This is a genomic window from Fundidesulfovibrio putealis DSM 16056 (assembly GCF_000429325.1).
Taxonomy (GTDB): Bacteria; Desulfobacterota; Desulfovibrionia; order Desulfovibrionales; family Desulfovibrionaceae; genus Fundidesulfovibrio; species Fundidesulfovibrio putealis.
The window spans coordinates 138,570-157,423 of record NZ_AUBQ01000006.1 but is presented as its reverse complement, the minus strand read 5'-3'; the positions used below and the strand labels follow the sequence as shown (position 1 = coordinate 157,423).

The window sequence follows — 18,854 nt, the reverse complement described above, 5'->3', positions numbered from 1 at the left end:
GCCCGGCGTATCAGCCGTGCACGTGGCTCCCGGAGCCGCGAGACGCGCCCGCAGCCACGGCGTAGAGCATGCCCGTGCCTTCCGGCAGCCCCAGGGTTTCGACGGCTTCACCGTCGAAAAACGCGCCCACGCCGCATGCGCCCAGCCCCAGGCTCTCCGCCGCCAAGTACAGCCTGTGCCCCAGGCGCCCGGCCCCTTGCAGCGCGGCCCGGTAGCCTCTTGCGCCCAGATGGGCCTCCACTTCCGGGAGATCCGCGCAGAACACCACCTGCATGGCTGCTTCGCGCATCCAGAGCTGGTCCAGGCAGACGCTCGCCATCACCGAGCGCATGTCGCCATCCCGGCGAAGCCCGGTGCGCACGCTCACACGGTCCAGCAGAGAGAATCCGGGCTGGGCCTGAGCCTCCTGGGCGGCCACCACTCCCACCGCGCAGGCGTATTCCGCCGGGTGCGCTCCGCCTGGATACAGCGGCCTGGCCAGACAGGAGAGCACCCTGGACATGGTCCCCCTGGGCAGCGTGACAGGCACGAAGGCCCGCCTGGAACGCCTGGCGGACATGGCCTCGAAGAGGCTCATGCGCGGGGATGGCCCGTGCAGGTGCGACAGGTCCTGCCAGACAAGGCCGCTCCCCAGCCGGGACTGGGCGAGGGCGGGCATGGCCGTCTCGTGCTCCGGAACATGGGAGCATGCCCCGTGGACTGCCCTGACCTCCAGGGGCGTGGGGTCCGAGGCGGCGCACCGGCTGGCCTGCCAGGCGTCTTTGGGCAGCGGCCCCGGAGCAGCAAGCGGCAGGGGGGAATCCTGCGACGCCCTGAAGCGCACCGCGCACAGGCACCCCTCGCGCTCGGGGTCCAGCCCCAAAAGGTCCGACACCGCCGCGTCGTCAAAATCCAACTCGACCCGGTACGCCACGCCGAACGCTCCAAGCCCCAGGGCCAACCCTTCGCAGAGGTGCCCTGCGTCCAGGTTCAGGTACCGGTAGGCCCTGGCCCGGTACTTCCAGGCGCTGCGGTAGAATATGGCGCTGACGAACAGCACCGCCTCCCCGACAAGCGCCGAGCGCCCCGGCAGCCCCAGTCCGGCGGGGGACGGAAAGCCCGTGCGCAAAAGCGTCAGGCCGTGGCGGGCCACGTCGAAGTGGTAGACGCCGGTCTCCAGGCCGAGGCCTCCGGGCCAGGCCATGTAAACCTCGCAGGGATAGAGGGCGCCTGCGGAGGGGCAGGCCCTGTAGAAGAATTCTCCCCCCTTGTGGACGCCGGTCCTGGTCAGCCCCGCAGCGTGGAACAGCACGGCGGACAAGGCGTCGATGCCGGGCATGGCCCCGACGCCGACAGCACCGAGGACGTCCCACAGGGACACATCCGGCAGGGCCGCCTGCCTGGACAGGGATACGCAAGACAAGCCACCGTAGGTCTTGAACGGGACGGGCTGGTTGGTCCAGTCAATGCCCAGGCCGGAAAGCCTCCCCCGGCGGTGGGCCACGGCTTCGTGATAGCCGCGCGCGGTCATCACCATAGGAAGTCCTTCAGCACCCCGTAGCCCGTGTACATCTGGACCAGCGCCAGCAGCGCCAGCAGCACGTTGCCCGCTGCGTGCAGCAGGGCCAGGGGATTCTTGGGCTTTCGGACACGGTCCAGGCTCCAGCCCGTGGCCGCGCCGCTTGCGACAAGCGCCATCATGGCCAGGGCGACATGAAAATGCGTCCCGGTGGAGCCGGGAGTGGACCAGAAATACCAGGTCATGAACAGGCCGCCGCACATGCCGGCCGCAAGCCCGGCCATGGCCAGCCTGCCCAGGAAGACGTGGCGCTTCCAGGCGAACACGCCTTTCCTGCCGAGGTGAACCGCCGCAAACCGCACGGCTCCCAGCCGCAGGACGTAGAACGTGAGCGCCACGAGGCAGAGCATCAGTATCGGGTGCGCGTAGAGCATTTGTGCCTCTCCGGGTGTTTCCGGGAAGGGTTTGGGGCGGCATCTGGCGAGAGGCCAGGAAGGGCCGGTTGCCAAGCGTCGCGCCGCCGGGTAAGGATGTCTCCCCTGCCCGCCGAACCTGATGGAACGGCGGAGTACCATTGATTTTCTTACGTGATCCCATGAACATTGGCAACCTGTCCTTCGAGCGAACCAAGCAGGCCGTGCTGTCCGGCACTCCCCTGCGCGGCGAGGCCCTGAGCCGTTTCGTGGCCGGCGTGGCCGACGCGCGCGGCCATGACGCTGCAGATCTGCTGCACCAGGCGCGGACCATCCGCCTTGCCCGCCTGGGCCGCACGGTCAGCCTGTGCGCCATCGTCAACGCCAAGAGCGGACGCTGCTCCGAGAACTGCGCCTTCTGCGCCCAGTCCTCGCACTTCGGCACGAGCGCTCCTGTCCACCCCTTCCTGGAAACCGAGGAGATCGCCCGCGCGGCCAGGACCATGCGCGACCTGGGCGCGAAACGCTTCGGCATCGTCACCAGCGGGCTTAAACCCGGCGGAGAGGACTTTGCGCGCCTGCTGGACGCCGTTCGCGCCGTGGACGCCCTGGGGATGGAGGCCGACGCCTCCTGCGGCATCCTGACCCCGGATGAGCTGGAGCAGCTCAAGAAGGCCGGGCTCAAGGCCTATCACCACAATCTGGAGACGGCCCGCAGCTTCTTCCCTGCCATCTGCACCACCCACGACTACGAGGACGATGTCCGGGCAGTGGGCCACGCCGTAGCCGCCGGGCTGCACGTGTGCTCCGGGGGCATCTTCGGGCTGGGCGAATCCTGGGAGCAGCGCGCAGAGCTGGCCGTTACGCTGGGGGAGCTCGGCGTGCAGTCGGTGCCGGTGAACTTCCTGCATCCCATCCCCGGCACGCCCATGGCCTCGCGCCCGGTGCTCACGCCGGAAGAGGCGCTCAAGATCGTCGCCCTGCTTCGCTTCGTGCTGCCGGACGCCAACATCCGCATCTGCGGCGGACGCCAGACCGTATTCGGGCAGACTCGCGGCCTGGAACCCCTGGAAGCCGGGGCCAACGGGCTCATGATCGGCGACTACCTGACCACCAGGGGCCTGGACGCCCAGGCCGACCGGCAGGGCATCCTGGAAGCCGGGTGGGAGATTTCCGATGACTGAACGGCCGCAAAGGCCTGACACGGACATCCAGGCGCGCTTCAGAGCCGTCCTGGACGGACTCGCAGGCGTCCACCGTCTGCGGCGCACCAGGGTGTTCGACCCCGCACGCGAAGGCGTGCTGAACGCGTCCTCCAACGACTATCTGGGCCTGACCCGCCACCCCGAATGCATCCGCAGGGCCTGCGAATACGCCCAGGCTTTCGGTGCGGGCTCGGCCTCCTCGCGCCTGATCTGCGGGACGCTCCCGCCGCACGAGCTGCTGGAGGAGGCGCTGGCCCGCCTGAAAGGCAGCCCGGCGTCCCTGGTGATGGGCTCGGGCTTCCAGACCAACTCCTCCGTGCTTGCCGCCCTGCTGGACGCGCAGGCCCTTGGGGGCGAGCCCCTGGTCTTCGCGGACAAGCTGAACCACGCCAGCATGCATGAGGGTTGCCGTCTGGCCGGGGTGCGCCAGCACCGCTACCGCCACCTGGACATGGACCACCTGGAGTCGCTGCTGGCCAAGCACGCCGGTGCGCCTGGAGCGCGCTTCATCCTGTCCGAGACGGTGTTCTCCATGGACGGCGACCGGGCGGACGTGGCCGCGCTGGCCGGACTCGCCGAGCGCTTCGGCGCGTTCCTGTACCTGGACGAGGCCCACGCCGTGGGCGTGCTGGGCCATGCGGGCATGGGCTTGGCCGCCGGGGCGGACATCGGCCTACGCGATGGCCGCGCCCTGGTGATGGGCACGTGCAGCAAGGCCCTGGGCAGCTACGGGGCCTACGTGTGCTGCTCGGAAACGCTGCGCGAGTATCTGGTGAACCGAGCGCCGGGCTTCATCTTTTCCACGGCCCTGCCCCCTGCGGTGCTGGGCGCGGCCCAGGCCGCCCTGGAGCTCATCCCCGGCATGGACCGCGAGCGCGAGACGCTCCTGGCCAATTCCCAGCGCCTTCGCCAGGGCTTGAACGAGGCCGGGCTTGAGACTGGCGGGTCCAGCACGCAGATCGTGCCGGTGATGGTGGGCGAGGAAGCCCACGCCCTGGCCGCCATGCAGGCCCTGGAGGCCGAGGGCATCCTGGCCGTGGCCGTGCGCCCGCCCACGGTGCCGCCCGGCTCAAGCAGGCTGCGCCTGTCGCTCACCGCCCTGCATACGCGCTCCGACGTGGACCGGTTGATCGAGGCCGTGCCCCGTGCCGTCAGGAAGGCGTCGCAATGAGCTGCCCCCTGGTCTTCGTGCACGGCTGGGCCTTCGGGCCTCAATTCTGGATGCCGCTTCAGCGCGAGCTTGGCGTGCGCGAGGCCTTCACGCTCGATCTGGGTTTTTTCGGTCCCGAAAATCTGAGCCTGCCAGGTGAGCCGTTCGTGGCAGTGGGACACTCCCTGGGCCTGCTCTGGCTCTTGCGCCATGCGCCGGACAGGCTGGCCGCCCTGGTCAGCCTGGGCGGTTTCGGACGCTTCGGCGTGCCTGCCGGGCCGACGCGGGCCATGCGCCGGGGCCTCTCGCGAGGTCCTGCCCAGGTGATAACGGCGTTTCATCAGGCCTGCGCGCTCCCAGACGAGATGGCCCTGGACGAGCCCACCCTGGCCAAGGCCCGGCCAGATCAACTGGCGCAAGGCCTGGACTGGCTGCTGCAATGGGACGAGCGGGCGACGCTTGAGGCCTTCGATCGGCCTCTTCTGGCCCTGGCCGCAGCCGACGACGCCATCGTGCCTCCTGATTTGAGCCGGGCGAGCTTTCCGGATAATCTCACCATGCTGGAATCCGGCGGGCACGCCTTCCCGGCGTCCAGGCCCGCCCAGTGCGCCCTGCACATCGCCCCGTTTCTGGAGCGCGCGTGCCTGTAAACCGTTCCGCCCTGATCCGCGAAGCCTTTGGCAAGGCCCACGGCTACGACTCTCACGCCACGCCCCAGGCCTCCGTGGCCCGCCAGTTGGCCGCGCTCGTCACCGCGCACGGGGGCTTGCCGCCCGCCCCCTCCGTGCTGGACATGGGCTGCGGCACCGGGGCGCTGGCCCTGGCCCTGCGTTCCCGCCTGGACGTTGGCCGCTACCTCTGCGCGGACATCTCCCCGGCCATGCTGCGCCGGGCGTCCGCCAAACTCGCCCAGGCGTCGCCTCCGGCACTCCTGGCAGCCATGGACGCCACAGCACCGGCCCTCAAGCCCGGCTTCGACCTGGTGGCCTCCAACATGGCCCTGCACTGGACCCAGGACATGGCGGCCTCACTGGCCGGGCTCTGGGAGTTGGTGAACCCAGGCGGCATCCTGGCCGTGGCCGTTCCCGGAGAGCGCACCTTCCTGGCCTGGCGCGAGGCTCACGTTACCCTCGGCCTGCCCTGCGCCTTGCAGGACTTCCCCTCGGCGGCGCAACTAGCCGCCATGTTTCCAGCCCCGCCGCGCCTGACCGAAGAGATGCACGCCCTGCCCCTGGCCCGCGCCCTGGACCTGCCCCGGCACCTGAAGGCCGTGGGCGGCACGGTCCCGCGCAGCGGGCACAGGCCGCTCACTCCCGGACAGTTCCGCGCCGTACTGGCCGCCCTTGACGCACGCCTGGACGCGCAAGGGCCGCAGCCCATCGGCTACCACGTGCTGTACGCGCTGGCCTTGAAGCCCCGCCTGGGCTAAACTACCTCCATGATGAACGGCTATTTCGTGACCGGTACGGACACCGGCGTCGGCAAGACCGTGCTCTCGGCCCTTCTGTGCATGGCCCTGGACGCGCGCTATTTCAAACCCATCCAGACCGGACAGGACAGCGACACCGACACGGTGGCCGCCCTTGCCGGATTGGACGCCTCCCGCCTGCATCCGCCCGCCGTGCACCTGCTGGCCCCGCTCTCGCCCAATCAGGCTGCGTCCAAGGAGGGGCGCGTCCTGGACATCGCGACCATCCAGCTGCCCTTCTCATCCGGGAACAGGCCCATCATCGTTGAGGGCGCAGGCGGCGCGCTGGTGCCCATCGCTCCGGGCCAGTGCATGGCCGACCTCATGGCGCGACTTGGCCTGCCGGTGATCGTGGCCACCCGTACCGGGCTCGGCACGCTGAACCATACGCTGCTTACCCTGGAAGCCCTGCGCCTGCGCGGCATCGACGTGTGCGGCGTGGCGCTCATCGGCGACCCCAACCCGGACAACCGCCGCGACATCGAACATCTGGGCGGCGTCCCGGTCATCGTGGACATCCCGCATCTCAAGGCCGTGACGCGCGAGGCCCTGCGCGGCCTGGCCTCCGAAGTGAACATCCCCGCGCCTGTTCCGGGCGGGGACGTCCTGGCCATGGACCGCGCCCACGTCTGGCATCCCTTCACACAGGCCGCCACCGCGCCCGCCCCGGTGCAGGCCGTGCGCGGCCAGGGCGCGAAGCTCTTCACGGCGGACGGGCGCGAACTGATCGATCTGGTCTCCTCCTGGTGGGTGAACCCGCACGGGCACGCCCATCCGGCCATCGCCCAGGCCATCGCGCGACAGGCCGCCACCCTGGAGCAGGTGCTCTTCGCGGACTTCACCCACGAGCCCGCCGCCCGGCTGGCCAGCGAACTTGCCGCCATCCTGCCCGGCGGCCTGAACCGGGTGTTCTTCTCGGACAACGGCTCCACGGCGGTGGAGATCGCCCTGAAGATGGCCTACCAGTACTGGCGCAACCAGGGCCGCGCCGAGCGCACGCGCTTCGCCGCCTTCCAGGGCGGTTACCACGGCGACACCGTGGGGGCCATGTCCGTGGGCATGTCCAGCGGCTACTATCAGGACTTCGAGCCGCTGACCTTCAAGGTCGATTTCCTGCCCTACCCGGCCACCTGGCTCGACGACGCGGACATCGAGGAAAAAGAAACCCAGGCCCTGGCCGTGCTGGCCAACTATTTCTCCGTGCACGCCGGGACCGTGGCCGGGGTCATTCTGGAGCCCCTGGTGCAGGGAGCCTCGGGCATGCGCATGGTGCGGCCCGGCTTCGTGAAGGCCGTTGCGGACCTGGCGCGCGCCGCCGGGGGAATGGTAATTTTCGACGAGGTCATGACCGGGTTCGGGCGCACCGGGACCATGTTCGCCTGCGAGCAGGCCGGGGTCGTTCCGGACATCATCTGTCTGGCCAAGGGCCTCACCGCCGGATTCGTGCCCATGGCCGCCACCGTGGCCACCGAGGCCCTCTATCAGGGATTTCTGGGCGACACCTTCGACCGCGCCCTGGCCCACGGCCACTCGTTCACGGCCAATCCCATCGGCTGCGCCGCCGCCCTGGCCGGGCTCGCACTCTTCGAGCAGGAGGGGACGCTCGCGCGCATCGCAGCCCTGGAGGCCGTTCACGCACAGCGCCTGACGGCTCTTTCTAATCATGCGGGCCTTCGCAGGCCCCGCTGGCGGGGGAGCATCGGCGCGGTGGAGCTGGCTGGCGGGGACGTGGGCTACGGGGCCGAGATCGGAAAGAAGCTCAAGCGGTATTTTCTGGAACAGGGATTCTTCGCCCGCCCGCTGGGCGAGGTGTTCTACATCCTGCCGCCCTTCTGCCTGACGCCCCACGAGCTGCACCGGGCCTACGACACGCTTGAGCGCGCTCTGGAAGAGATCGCCTAAACACCAACGCCTCGAAAACATACGGATGTTTTCGAGGCGTTGAAGTATCGGTTCAGCTTTTGCCAGCCGGACGGACAGGACAGACTTTCGGGAGCGCAGTTACACCTCGTCCTTCCCGGCCTGGGCGAACGCGCCCCACATGGCCACAAGCCCCAGGCCCAGGATGATCGCGTCGCGCGTCAGAGTCTGCTGGCTCACCGCCTGCCCCGCGCCGCCGAAGCAGCCGCAGGTGACGTCCAGCCCCCGGCTCCAGGCCCAGCCCATGCCCGCCAGGAACACCAGCATCAGGCCGTTCATGATCACCGTGGCCCCGCGTGCGAAGAAGTTCACGCTAAGCGCCAGCCCGCAGACTATCTCCAGCGCGGGCAGCATAAGCGCCGCGCCGTACACCAGCTTGGCGGGCAGAATCTGGTAGTTGAAGATCACCCCGGCAAACGTGACGGGATCGGCCATTTTGCTGGCCCCGGCATACACGAACAGCGCCCCGTACAAAACGCGGCTCAAGAACCATACGGCGCGCATCACTTGGCCTCCACCGGGCCGCCCACGGCCCGCCATCCGTCCATTCCCTCCGGCATCACCGCCAGATTGGTGAACCCCAGATCCTTCATGCCCTGGGCCAGATCCTTGCTCTTGGAGCAGGCCAGGTTGCCGCAGTAGAGGATCATGCCCTTGGTCTTGTCCAGCCCGGCCACCACGGGCTCAAGCCCGGTCATCAGGGCGTCAGCCGGGATGTTCGTCGCGCCGGGGATGTGCCCCGCCGCGAACTCGTCCGGGTCGCGCGCGTCGATGAACAACGCCTTGCCGTTCATCAATACGGCGCGGGCCTCGTCCGGGCCGATCACGGCCAGGCCCTTGCGCACCGTGTCCTCCACCTTTTTGGCGGCATAATCGCCCCACCAGGGCATGGGCTCCGGCCTGCCCACATTGACAACCCAGGCGGCCATGATGGATATGATCAGAAGGAAAACACTTTCAGGCCACCAGCGGCGGCGAAACGATTGCAGCATAATTGTGCCTCACTCGACTCGATCGTCAGGCCACTGCCTAGAGGAAAACGTGCGGAAACTCAACGCCCTGCTGGACTACTTCCAGTTCATCCTGCGCCGCTTCACCGGAGGAACCATGTCCCAGCCAAGCCCCCCCCCCAAGGACATCGACGCCGACGCTGCGCGAGCCCTGTTGTCCAAGACCCGCCCAAGCGACATCACCGTGCTGGATGTCCGCCAGCAGTGGGAATACGATGAATTCCATCTGCCCGGCGCCACCTTCCTGCCGCTGTCCGAACTGGATGAGCGCGCCGGTGAGATCCCGCGCGACAAGCCGCTTCTGGTCTACTGCCACTCGGGACGCCGCAGCGCGGCAGCCGCGTCGCTGCTCGCCTCCATGGGACACCCCGACATCAGCAACATGCTGGGCGGCGTCATGGCCTGGACCGGAGCCACCGCCGTGGGCGACCCCGGCACCGGCATGCAGCACTACCGGGGCGACGAAACCCCCGATGAAGTCCTGGCTATCGCCTTCGCCATGGAGCGCGAGCTTGGCGACTTCTATCAGAGCCTCGCTTCGTCCAGCCCCGACCCCGAGCTGGCCACAACCTTCGCCAAGCTGGCCGGGTTCGAGGACAAGCACAAGCTGGTGGTCTACCACCTCTACAAGGCGCTCCATCCGCACGGCGCGGACATCGAGGAGTTGGCGGCAAAAGCCACCGCCTCCGTGCTGGAAGGCGGACGCAGCGCCGAGGAGATCATGGCCGACGCCAAGCCCTTCGAGTCAACGCGCAAGGCCCTGGACATGGCCATGGGCATTGAAGCCCAGGCCCTGGACCTGTACACACGGCTGGCCGCCGTGGCCGCAAGCCCCGAATCGGCCGCCACGCTGCGTGAGCTGGCCGGAGAAGAACGCGGGCATCTGCGCGCACTGGCCACGATGATGGATCGCCTGGGAGCTGAAGCGAAGGCGTAAGCCGGGCTCCGCCCGGACCCGGCAGGGGGATGATCCCCCTGGACCCTCAATGGGCTTCGCATCTTAAACCTGTCCGCGATGACGCGTTCCGACGCGCAGCTACTTGAAAGTTTTTGAAGGAGAGTCCAGAGAGGAAACTTTTTTCCAAAAAGTTTCCTCTCTGGCCGCCGGAGGCACCTGCCGCAACAAGCAACAAAGAAAAGGAAAGAGCGTGGAACCTGTCAATTTTATTCTGAATGTCCTGTGGCTGGTGCTGGGCGGTATTTTCATGGGCATCGGCTGGTGCATCGCCGGGGTCATCATGGCCATCACCATCATCGGCCTGCCCTGGGCGCGCTCCTGCTTCGTGATCGCCAAGCTGGCCTTCTGGCCCTTCGGCAAGATGATCGTGGACCGCCAGTACGTCCAGGGCTACCACGACGCGGGCACCGGCCCCCTGGGGCTTCTCGGCAACGTGATCTGGTTCTTGTTCGCTGGCTGGTGGCTGGCCGTGGGACACCTGATGTCCGCCGTGGCCAACTTCGTCACCATCATCGGCATCCCGTTCGGCGTTCAGCACATGAAACTGGCGCTTATATCGCTTGCTCCGGTGGGCAAGACCGTGGTGGACAAGCCGGACTGTCGCATCTGCCAGTAACCCCCGCACAATAAGAAAAGTCAGCGCCGCTCCTGGACTATCCGGGAGCGGCGCTGACCACACGATATCACCACCCGGACGCGAGGCTCAGCGCAACAGCAGCATGTATTCCTGGTTCCCCTTGGGGCCTTTCACCCCGGCGGGCACCACGCCGCCGGGAGCGAATCCATGCGCAATCGCGGCCTCCTGAACAGTCTCCACAGCCCACTGACGCAGCGCCTCGTCACGCACCACGCCTTTGTCCGTCTGGTGCGAGGCCACTTCGAACTGCGGCTTCACCATGGCCACCACCACCCCGCCGGGCTTCAGGAACTGCTTCACGGCGGGCAATATCTTGGTGAGCGAGATGAACGACACGTCGATCACCACAATGTCCACCAGTTCCGGCAGCAACTCCTGCGTGGCCAGTCGGAAGTTGACGCCCTCCATGCTTACCACGCGCGCATCGGCCCGCATTTTCTCGTGCAGCTGGCACTTGCCCACGTCCACGGCGTAGACCTTGGCCGCCCCGTGCTGGAGCAGGCAGTCGGTGAATCCGCCGGTGGACGCGCCCACGTCCAGGGCCACGCGCCCGGACACGTCCAGGGCGAAATGCTCGATGGCCGAGAGCAGCTTGTAGGCCCCCCGGCTCACGAAGCGCTCGGGCTGGTTGAGCGAGAGCACGGCGGACACCGGGAGCATGCGCCCAGGCTTGTCCAGCTTTTCGCGCCTGCCGTCCTTCTCCAGGAACACCTGCCCGGCCATGACCAGACGCTCCGCGCGTTCGCGGCTCTCGGCAAGTCCCTGCTCCACCAGGAGAAGGTCGGCCCGCAGCTTGGGATTCGCCATGATTATTGCCTACACTGTTGGTCTGGATTATAGTTGCGTCGTATGGTCACGCCAAAGCCTGTCCTGGAGCGATGACCGTCAGCATTCACCTGAATTTGCAGCACATTTCCCGAACCACGAGAAGGGAACCCCGCCATGAGCCCCAAATTCCACGCCGTCCAGGGAGTCGTCAGCGCCGCCGTGCTGTATCCGTTCATCGGCGGGGACGCCCTGCTGTTCGGGCTGGCCGTGTTCCTGATCGACCTGGACCATCTGATCCCCTACCTGCGCGACTGCAAAAGCCTCTCAATCAGCCGCTTCTTCGCCTACCACCGGGCCGTGCCGGACATCCCGGACTATCTGGCCCTGGCCTGGTTCCACACACTGGAATGCATGCTCCTGCTCTTCGCGCTGGGCTTCTGGCGCTACGAGTTCTGGGTCGTGCTGGCCGCCTGCCTGTTCCACATCCTCTTCGATGTGGTCAAGGCCATCCAGATGGGAAAACCCTTCATACGGGCCTTTTCCTTCGTGGAATACGTCATCCGCCGCAAAGGCAAGCAGACCAGCCACTGCGTGTGACATCGTGAGCGCACGAAATAGAACACGGCTCAGGCTCGCTTGGCCAGTTCACGCAAACTTGACATTGTTTTGCCAAATGGACATTTTAAGACCAGTTGCACTGACATTTTGTCAAGGAGTACGATCATGCTTAGCACCCGCGTCATCCCCGTGGCCGCCCTGCTCCTGCTGATTCTGGCCCTGCCCTGTCTGGCCCAGAACACCAGCACCCGTGTCGGAAACACCATGTACGGCTCCGACGGGAAAACCAGCACGAAAAACGGCAATACCTATTACAACTCCGACGGCTCCACGTCTCAAAAGTCGGGCAACACCACCTACAACAGCAACGGTTCGACCACCAACCGCGTCGGCAACACCTACTACAACTCCGATGGAACCACCTACACAAAGAACGGCAACACCTATTACGGCAGCGACGGCTCCGTGACCAACAAGGTGGGCGACAGCTACTACACCAACGGCGGCAAAGGTAAGCCGCCGCCTGCGGCAGTGCTGGACGACAAGAAGAAGTAGTTTCTTTCTTGCGCTCGCACTGATTTGCTGCTGGTGCCGTTATTAGCCCCTTGACCGCTTGGCGGTAGAATCTCACCTAGCGAGCACGACAATATCGATCACTCGGACCAAGGCCACCTGGGCTGACTAGGCTCCGTCTGCGCGGCCTGAATGCCTGATCGGTACGGGAACCGGGCCTCGGGCAGGTCTTCCCACGCATCGTACCTACCGCGCCGTATTCATCCCTCAGGAGCAACTCTTGAGCCTCTCCCATCTCACCTGCGAGAACGCGAAAAAGCCCCTCCCGGCATGGCCGGGAGAGGCTTTTCAATATCAAGCCCTGCGACTTTCCTGATTTTCAGGAGCGCGGACGTGGTGACTATTTGCCGGTCAGTCCCAATCTCGCAACCACATTCTGCGCAGCCTTGACGGTGTACTCCTCGGGGGTGAGGCGGGCCTTCTCCTCCGGGGTGATCATCAACTCGGGGAGGTTGGCCAGTTCCTTCTTGGGGGTGATGCCGTACTCGGGCGGGAAGGTGTTCGAGAAGTACATGTCCTGGAAACCGATGAACTTCAGGCTGTGGGCCGTGGCGTCCAGGATGGCGGTCTCGGAGGGCTCGATCAGGCCAAGTTCCCTGGCGCGGATGAGCCCGGCCACGCATTCGCCGCCCTGGGTGCAGCTGATGTGCCCGTGGCGGTTGGCCAGGAGCATGCCTTCCACGATGGCCTGCTCTTCCACCTGGATCACCTGGAAGGAGCCGGGGCCGCCGATCTTCTCGTACTGGTCCGCGAAGTGCTTCACGCGCGGGAAGCTGACGGGGTTTCCGATCATGGCCGCCTGGGCCACGCTCGGAGTGACGGACACGGGCTCGAACACGCGCTTGGCCGGATCGTCCGCCGCGTAGTAGCGGTAGACCGGGTCGGCGTGGGCGGACTGCACCCCGAAGATGCGCGGAAGCGACGGGATGACGCCCAGGCGCTGGAGCTTCAAAAAGCCGCTCATGATGGCGGTGACGTTGCCCGCGTTGCCGATGGGCACGAACACGGCCTTCCGATAAGTATCCCAGTCGTACCACTGGGCCACCTCGAAGGCGTAGGACTCCTGGCCCAGGATGCGCCAGGCGTTCTTGGAGTTCAGGAGCGCCACGCGGTAGTTGTCCGCCAGATGCTCCACCACCTTCATGCAGTCGTCGAACACGCCGGGCACTTCCAGCACCACCGCGCCGCTGCCCAGGGGCTGGGCCAGCTGCTGGGGCGTCACCTTGCCCTGGGGCAGGATGACCACCGAGGTGATGGGGTCGCCCACGTAGGCTGCGTAGAGCGCGGCGGCGGCGGAAGTATCGCCAGTGGAGGCGCACACGGTCAGCACGCTGTCCCAGCCGTTCTCGCGCACCAGGTTCTTCAGGTAGCTGAAGGCGCAGGCCATGCCACGGTCCTTGAAGGAGGCCGAGGGATTCTGGCCGTCGTTCTTGAAGGCCATGGGCACGCCCAAGTGCTTGGAGAGCGCGGCGTTGGCCTCGATGAGCGGGGTGTTGCCCTCGCCTAGGTAGACGATGTCCTGCGGCTCCAGGATGGGGGCCATCAGCTCGTAGAAGCGGAAGATGCCACGCAAAGCCGTGGCCTTGGAGGAGGCGCGCTTGTCGAAGAGCGATTTCCAGTACACGGGGGGGTTCTCGGCCAGCGAGTCGAACCAGGTGTCTTCCAACAGGAACACGCCGCCGCACTTGGGGCAGGTGTAGTGGAGTTCACCGACCGCGAAGCGGTCCTCGCAGCCGAGGCAGTAGTATTCCATGTTGCCGCGGTATGTGGGGAAGTCGTTGTTGGTCATGATCAATCCTTGTGATGTTGGCTCGCCCTATTCTGACGCAGGTTCATACCCGCTGAGCCCTTAAATGCCAAGCACGACCACGGCCTGTCTGGCGGCGGGCCACACCTCGCGCGCGATGATCGCCAGCATCGCGCCGCCCGCGCCAGCCTTGATCACGAAGCCGAAAACCCGGCCCCACATGGCTCCCTTGGCGGCGTGCCAGGCCTCGGACGAGGGGCGGCCGTGCAGGCGCTCGAACACGTAGCAGCCGAGGTACGCCCCGCCCACCGCGCCCAGGAGCGCGCCAAAGCCCATCAGGAACGGGGCGCAGAAGATGGCCCCGGCGATGGCCCCGATAAAGGCCCCGATGTTGCCCTTGTTGGTGCCGCCGTACTTTTTCGCGCCGTAGAACTGCGCGCCGAACTCGATGGCCTCGCCCGCGATGGCCAGGGCCAGAAGCGGTGCGTAAAAACCCCAGCCAAGGCTCAGGCCCGGATGCATGAGGTCCCACACCCAGCCAAGGCCCAGGAGAACCCAGTTGGCGGGCAGGCCCAGCACGTTCAGGCCGAGAACGGCCAGCATGACGAGGATATAAAGAATGGCCCAGACGTATTCCATGATTGTCCTTCCGATGTGGGGATTGCCGCGTGGTGTAGCTCAGTGCCGAACCCAACCGAGGGCTCAAGGGAATCATCACTTACGGGAGTTGGCGGGAGAGTCAAGTGCTGTCGGCGTGGATGTCGGATGCCTCCGGCGGCCCAGAGGAGAACTTTTTGAAAAAAGTTCTCCTCCGGGACCTCCTCTCAAAAACTTTCAAGTAGCTTCGCGTCGAAACTCGTCACGTGTGACGGGTTAAGACGCGAAGCTACTTGCAGGGTCCAGGGGGATCATCCCCCTGGCGGGTGCAGGGCGGAGCCCGCCGGGTCAAGGGCGGAGCCCTTGCGGGTGCAGGGCAGCGCCCTGCATTCCCCCGGCGTCAGCCTTACTCGGCCTCGCGCATGTCCACCACGCGCTGGGCCTTGCCTTCGCTCTTGGGCAGGGCGTTGTGCTCCACCAGATCGACCTTGGGGGTGACCAGAATCTCGTCGCGAAGTTTATTGGCGATCTTCTGGCGCAGGGCGTTCAGGGCGCGCATGTCCTCCACGAAGAACTCTTCCTTGATCTCCACCTTCACGCGGATCTGGTCGATGGGGCCTTCGCGGTACAACTCGATCAGGTAGTTCTGGCCGACCTCGGGCAGGGCCATGAGCACCTGCTCGATCTGCATGGGGTAGATGTTCACGCCCTTGATGATGATGAGGTCGTCCGAGCGGCCGGTGATGCGGTCCAGGCGCACGTGCTCGCGCCCGCAGGCGCAGGGGCCGGGCAAAAAGCGCGTCAGGTCGCGGGTGCGGTAGCGCAGGATTGGCATGCCCTCGCGGCACAGGGTGGTCAGCACCAACTCGCCCACTTCGCCGGGCTTCACTGGCTCCAGGGTCTGGGGGTCGATCACCTCGGCCAGATAGGCATCCTCCCAAAGGTGCATGCCGGACTGCTCCTGGCACTCGAAGGCCACGCCGGGGCCGTTCATCTCGGAGAGGCCGTAGGAGTTGAAGGCCTTGAAGCCGAAGATACCCTCCAGGCGGCTGCGGGTCTGCTCGGAGTAGGGCTCGGCCCCCACCAGGGCGATGCGCACGCCAAGGCTCTTGGGGTCGATGCCGTTCAACGCGCAGAAGTTGGCGATGTAGAGCGCGTAGGACGGGATGATGTGCAGCGCAGTGACCTTGAAGTCCTGGATGAGCTTCAGCTGGCGCTGGGTGTTGCCCGCGCCCATGGGGATGGCCAGACAGCCCAGGCGCTCCGCGCCGTAATGCATTCCCAGGCCCCCGGTGAACAGGCCGTAGCTGGTGGTGTTCTGGAACACGTCGCCGGGGCGCATGCCGGTCATGTGCATGCAGCGCGCCACCAGGGAGGACCACCAGCAGATGTCGCCAGCCGTGTGATAGACCACGGTTGGGGTGCCGGTGGTGCCGGAGGACACGTGCAGGCGCACCATCTTTTCCTGCGGCACGGCGTTCAGGCCGTCCGGGTAGGATTCGCGCAGGTCCTGCTTGGTGGTGAAGGGGATGCGGCGCAGGTCGTCCAGGGTCCTGACGTCTTCAGGGCGCAGTCCGTGTTCGGCAAATTTGCGGGCATAGAGCCGGGAGCGCGCGGCGCGCTCGCAGGTGGTGCGCAGTCGGGAAAGTTGCAGGCGGGAGATGTCTTCGCGGGAAAGCGTTTCTGCCGGATCGTAGTACATGCGTTCTGCTCCGCCGGTTTGGTCTGTCGTCTGGTGGGGCATGAAAAACATGCTCCTGTTTTTCATGCGCGCAGCTTTAGCCCTCGTACTCGGATGGGGGCGGGATGTCCGTGGGGTTCTCGAAGGACGTGGATTCCTTGAAGAAGCGTAGCTTGACCATGCCGGTGGGGCCGTTACGCTGCTTGCCGATGATGATCTCGGCCACGTTGTCCTCGGGGGTCAGCTCGTCCTTCTTCTTGTAGGCGGCCTCGCGGTACAGGAAGATGATCACGTCGGCGTCCTGCTCGATGGCGCCGGATTCGCGCAGGTCGCTCATCATGGGGCGCTTGTCGCTGCGCTCTTCCACCTTGCGGTTGAGCTGCGACAGGGCGATCACCGGGACGTGCATTTCCTTGGCCAGGGCCTTCAGGTTCCGGGAGATGTCGGAAATTTCCTGCTCGCGCGAGTCCACGCGGCGCGCCGAACGCATGAGCTGCAGGTAGTCCACCACCACGAGGCCCAGGCCGTGCTCGGCCTTCAGGCGGCGGCAGCGGGCGCGCATTTCCATGGTGGAGAGTGCCGGGGTGTCGTCCACGAACAGCGGCGCGGGGGACAGGGCGTTGGCCGACTCGTAGAGCCTGGCCCAGTCCGTGTCGTCGAGGCGGCCCTTGCGCAGCTTGGAGAGGTCCACCTTGCCCCAGCAGCAGAGCATACGCATCATGATCTGCTCTTTGCTCATTTCCAGGGAGAAGATGGCTGTGGGCGTGGAGTACATGCAGGCGGCGCGCATGGCGATGTTCATGGCGAAGGCGGTCTTGCCCATGGAGGGGCGTCCGGCCACGATGATGAGGTCCGAGGGCTGAAGCCCGGCGGTGTACTCGTCGAAGGTGTAGTAGCCGGTGGGGACGCCGGTGACGGTCTCCTGGTTCTCCACGCGCTTGGTGAGCTGCTCGAAGACCGCGTCCACCAGCGATTTGCTGGAGCTGAGAACGCCGGTCTTCTTGGAGTCGGAGATGGCGAACACGGCCTGCTCGGAGGAGTCCAGCAGGGCCTCGGTGTCCTCTCCGCCGTCGAAGACCTTCTCGATGATGTCCGAAGCGGCGGAGATGAGGCGGCGCTTGACGGCCTTGTCGCGCACGATGTCGGCGTGGTGCAGGGCGTTGGCCGCGCTGACCGTGGCCGAGGCCAGCTCCGCCAGATAGACCGGGCCCCCCACCTCGTCGAGCTTGCCCATGCGCGAGAGTTCCTCGGCCAGGGTGACGAGATCCACGGCCACGGAGCGGCGGTTCAGCTCAAGGCAGGCCTGATAAATGGCCCTGTGTACGGGGGAATAGAAATCGTCCTCACCGAGGATGTCGATGAGGTGGTGAAGCGTGGAGTTCTTGATGAGAATCCCGCCCAGGACGGACTGCTCGGCTTCCGGACTGTGCGGGGGAACACGGCGAAGAAGATCGCCTGAAACCCGTTCCAACGTTTGCGGGGCGAGCTGGCCGTCCGGCTCGCCCGCCCCGCGACGGGTCTTACGCTTCGGTTTCTGCGGACTGCTGTCCACTGTCGCCTGCGGCGGGTTCGGCGTCGATGAGCTTCTCGCCCTGGCGGCAGACCATCACGCGGATGACGCCACGGACGTCGGCGTGGAGCTTGATCTCCACTTCGTGGACGCCGAGGGTGCGGATGGGGTCTTCCAGAACGATCTTGCGGCGGTCGACCACGATGCCCTGGGCTTCCAGGTTATCGGCGATCATACCCGAGGTGACGGAGCCGTACAGCTTGTCGCCGTCGCCCACGCGCACCTCGATGGCCACGGTGGCGGCGGCCAGCTTGCCGGCAAGGCCGGAGGCGTCGGCGCGCAGGGTGTCCATCTTGGCCTGGAGCTTGTTGCGCTCCTGCTCGAAGACTTTGAGGTTGGAGGCAGAGGCCAGCATAGCCAGGCCCTGGGGGATCAGGAAGTTGCGGCCGTAACCGGGCTTGACGGAGACCAGGTCTCCCAGCTTGCCCAGGTTTTCCATATCGGCGCGCAGGATAAGTTTCATGGCTGCCATGGCGTAACTCCTACGACATCTTCTTGAGAAGTTCGGCGCTGTGGGTGGCCGTGTAGTAGATGAGGGCCATCTGGCGCGAGCGCTTGATCTCGGTGGTGAGCCTGCGCTGGTGCTTGGCGCAGGTGCCGGTGATGCGACGGGCGATGATCTTGCCGCGCTCGGTGATGAAGTCGCGCAGGATGTCGGAACGCTTGTAGTCCAGAGGAAGGTTCTTGTTGGCGCAGAAGCGACAGAACTTCTTCTTGGGGGTGAACTTTTTCTTGAAGGACATAGGTTAGGCCTCCACGGGAGCGGCGGCAGGCACGTAGGTGTCGGCCAGCTTGACGGTAACGAACTTGTAGATGCCGTCGGTGATGCGCACGATGCGCTCCAGTTCTGCGACGGTCTTGCCCGGGGCGGCGTACTCCAGGCGCACGTACTGGCCGCGCACCTGCTTGCGGACCGGATAGGCCAGCTCTTTGGTTCCCCAGTCATCAACGGCCAGCATCTGGCCCAGTTCGCGCTCAATGATGGCGACCAGGGTGTCGATGACGGCTTTCTTGCTTTCCGCGTTGAGCTCGGGGCTCAGGAGCAGAAGCGTCTCGTACTTCCTCATGTGATCCTCCTTGTGGACTATGGCCCTTCCCTCT

Annotated in this window: 21 protein-coding genes; 9 read left to right on the top strand and 12 right to left on the bottom strand. The window is 66.0% G+C overall.

Features of this window, described 5'->3' with window-relative positions; translation table 11 throughout:
- Positions 1-10: 10 nt before the first annotated feature.
- The gene (locus G453_RS0108055; protein WP_027190644.1) at positions 11-1,516 is read right to left on the bottom strand and encodes a SagB family peptide dehydrogenase; all 1,506 of its coding nucleotides are present in this window, start codon (positions 1,514-1,516) and stop codon (positions 11-13) included.
- Entirely contained in the window at positions 1,510-1,932 is a 423-nt protein-coding gene (locus tag G453_RS28385; RefSeq protein ID WP_027190643.1) for a DUF4079 family protein, read from the bottom strand. Before G453_RS28385 ends, G453_RS0108055 begins: the two co-directional genes overlap by 7 nt.
- Before the next feature lie 161 nt (positions 1,933-2,093).
- Between G453_RS28385 and bioB the strand changes: the two genes are divergently transcribed.
- From bioB to bioA, 5 genes are read left to right on the top strand one after another with little or no spacing between them, the layout of a single operon-like run.
- The gene (gene bioB, locus G453_RS23020; RefSeq protein ID WP_084502174.1) at positions 2,094-3,095 is read left to right on the top strand and encodes a biotin synthase BioB; all 1,002 of its coding nucleotides are present in this window, start codon (positions 2,094-2,096) and stop codon (positions 3,093-3,095) included.
- On the top strand, positions 3,088-4,287 hold the full coding sequence (bioF, locus tag G453_RS23015; protein WP_051272003.1) for an 8-amino-7-oxononanoate synthase: 1,200 nt from the start codon (positions 3,088-3,090) through the stop codon (positions 4,285-4,287). Before bioB ends, bioF begins: the two co-directional genes overlap by 8 nt.
- A complete protein-coding gene (locus G453_RS0108035) occupies positions 4,284-4,916 on the top strand; it encodes an alpha/beta fold hydrolase (RefSeq protein WP_027190642.1) in 633 nt (210 codons plus the stop codon). Before bioF ends, G453_RS0108035 begins: the two co-directional genes overlap by 4 nt.
- Positions 4,907-5,695, top strand: a complete 789-nt coding sequence (locus G453_RS26170; RefSeq protein ID WP_051272000.1) for a methyltransferase — start codon at positions 4,907-4,909, stop codon at positions 5,693-5,695. Before G453_RS0108035 ends, G453_RS26170 begins: the two co-directional genes overlap by 10 nt.
- Before the next feature lie 9 nt (positions 5,696-5,704).
- Positions 5,705-7,636 carry an adenosylmethionine--8-amino-7-oxononanoate transaminase gene (gene bioA, locus G453_RS0108025; RefSeq protein WP_084502172.1) on the top strand — a complete coding sequence of 644 codons (1,932 nt, stop codon included), beginning with the start codon at positions 5,705-5,707 and terminating at the stop codon, positions 7,634-7,636.
- 99 nt (positions 7,637-7,735) lie between these two features.
- Here bioA and G453_RS0108020 read toward each other — a convergent pair whose 3' ends face one another.
- Together G453_RS0108020 and G453_RS23005 are read right to left on the bottom strand one after the other, a co-directional pair.
- Positions 7,736-8,158 (bottom strand): MauE/DoxX family redox-associated membrane protein, encoded by a 423-nt coding sequence (locus G453_RS0108020; protein WP_027190641.1) that lies wholly within the window; start codon positions 8,156-8,158, stop codon positions 7,736-7,738.
- Complete coding sequence (locus G453_RS23005) at positions 8,158-8,646, bottom strand: rhodanese-like domain-containing protein (RefSeq protein WP_051271997.1); 489 nt, start codon at positions 8,644-8,646, stop codon at positions 8,158-8,160. Before G453_RS23005 ends, G453_RS0108020 begins: the two co-directional genes overlap by 1 nt.
- A 49-nt stretch (positions 8,647-8,695) precedes the next feature.
- Between G453_RS23005 and G453_RS0108010 the strand changes: the two genes are divergently transcribed.
- Entirely contained in the window at positions 8,696-9,601 is a 906-nt protein-coding gene (locus G453_RS0108010; protein ID WP_235731720.1) for a rhodanese-like domain-containing protein, read from the top strand.
- Positions 9,602-9,812: 211 nt separating this feature from the next.
- On the top strand, positions 9,813-10,238 hold the full coding sequence (locus G453_RS0108005; protein WP_027190639.1) for a YccF domain-containing protein: 426 nt from the start codon (positions 9,813-9,815) through the stop codon (positions 10,236-10,238).
- Positions 10,239-10,325: 87 nt separating this feature from the next.
- Here G453_RS0108005 and G453_RS0108000 read toward each other — a convergent pair whose 3' ends face one another.
- Positions 10,326-11,066, bottom strand: coding sequence for a TlyA family RNA methyltransferase (locus G453_RS0108000; RefSeq protein ID WP_027190638.1), 741 nt, complete (start codon positions 11,064-11,066; stop codon positions 10,326-10,328).
- Positions 11,067-11,201: 135 nt separating this feature from the next.
- On the opposite strand from G453_RS0108000, the gene G453_RS0107995 reads away from it, so the two are divergent.
- Together G453_RS0107995 and G453_RS28380 are read left to right on the top strand one after the other, a co-directional pair.
- On the top strand, positions 11,202-11,624 hold the full coding sequence (locus G453_RS0107995) for a hypothetical protein (RefSeq protein WP_027190637.1): 423 nt from the start codon (positions 11,202-11,204) through the stop codon (positions 11,622-11,624).
- 126 nt (positions 11,625-11,750) lie between these two features.
- Complete coding sequence (locus G453_RS28380) at positions 11,751-12,140, top strand: hypothetical protein (RefSeq protein WP_169725303.1); 390 nt, start codon at positions 11,751-11,753, stop codon at positions 12,138-12,140.
- 358 nt (positions 12,141-12,498) lie between these two features.
- Here G453_RS28380 and thrC read toward each other — a convergent pair whose 3' ends face one another.
- From thrC to rpsF, 7 genes are all read right to left on the bottom strand, one after another.
- On the bottom strand, positions 12,499-13,947 hold the full coding sequence (gene thrC / locus G453_RS0107985; protein ID WP_043645016.1) for a threonine synthase: 1,449 nt from the start codon (positions 13,945-13,947) through the stop codon (positions 12,499-12,501).
- 60 nt (positions 13,948-14,007) lie between these two features.
- The gene (locus G453_RS0107980) at positions 14,008-14,544 is read right to left on the bottom strand and encodes a DUF456 domain-containing protein (protein WP_027190635.1); all 537 of its coding nucleotides are present in this window, start codon (positions 14,542-14,544) and stop codon (positions 14,008-14,010) included.
- A 364-nt stretch (positions 14,545-14,908) separates the two neighbouring features.
- Positions 14,909-16,204 (bottom strand): phenylacetate--CoA ligase family protein, encoded by a 1,296-nt coding sequence (locus G453_RS0107975; RefSeq protein ID WP_027190634.1) that lies wholly within the window; start codon positions 16,202-16,204, stop codon positions 14,909-14,911.
- 76 nt (positions 16,205-16,280) lie between these two features.
- A complete protein-coding gene (gene dnaB / locus G453_RS0107970; RefSeq protein ID WP_027190633.1) occupies positions 16,281-17,735 on the bottom strand; it encodes a replicative DNA helicase in 1,455 nt (484 codons plus the stop codon).
- Complete coding sequence (gene rplI / locus G453_RS0107965) at positions 17,704-18,216, bottom strand: 50S ribosomal protein L9 (protein WP_027190632.1); 513 nt, start codon at positions 18,214-18,216, stop codon at positions 17,704-17,706. The genes dnaB and rplI overlap by 32 nt, the downstream gene beginning before the upstream one ends.
- A gap of 19 nt (positions 18,217-18,235) precedes the next feature.
- Entirely contained in the window at positions 18,236-18,496 is a 261-nt protein-coding gene (rpsR, locus tag G453_RS0107960; protein WP_027190631.1) for a 30S ribosomal protein S18, read from the bottom strand.
- A 3-nt stretch (positions 18,497-18,499) separates the two neighbouring features.
- Positions 18,500-18,820, bottom strand: a complete 321-nt coding sequence (gene rpsF / locus G453_RS0107955) for a 30S ribosomal protein S6 (RefSeq protein WP_027190630.1) — start codon at positions 18,818-18,820, stop codon at positions 18,500-18,502.
- Between the last annotated feature and the right edge of the window lie 34 nt (positions 18,821-18,854).